We start from the raw sequence: 368 nt of genomic DNA on the forward strand, positions 1-368 counted from the left end.
GGGAAGGATCGCGCAGGGCAGCGGCGGGTTGGGGCAGAGCGGGCCGGGGCAGGGCTGCGCGAGGCGGGGCAGGGCTGCACGAGGCCGGGCAGGCTGCGCGAGGCGGGGCCGTGGCGGGGCGACACGACGTGAGGCGGCGTGAGGGCGGGGCGGAGCAGCGGGAGGCGGCGCAAGCTGGCGCAGGGCCAGGCCCCGAAGGGGCCGAGGCGGCCACGCCAGACCAAACGCGATGCCGCAGGCGAGCCGTCCTTACCAATAGGCCCGGGTGGGGTGGTTTCGTCACGAGTCGTGCCATAGCTCTTGCTGCATGCAAGGAGGGGTGTCAACTCGACACGCTTTTCGTAGAGGTGTAACCCCACCATGGAAGG

The sequence above is a fragment of the Lentzea sp. NPDC058436 genome (assembly GCF_042721515.1).
Classification (GTDB): domain Bacteria; phylum Actinomycetota; class Actinomycetes; order Mycobacteriales; family Pseudonocardiaceae; genus Lentzea.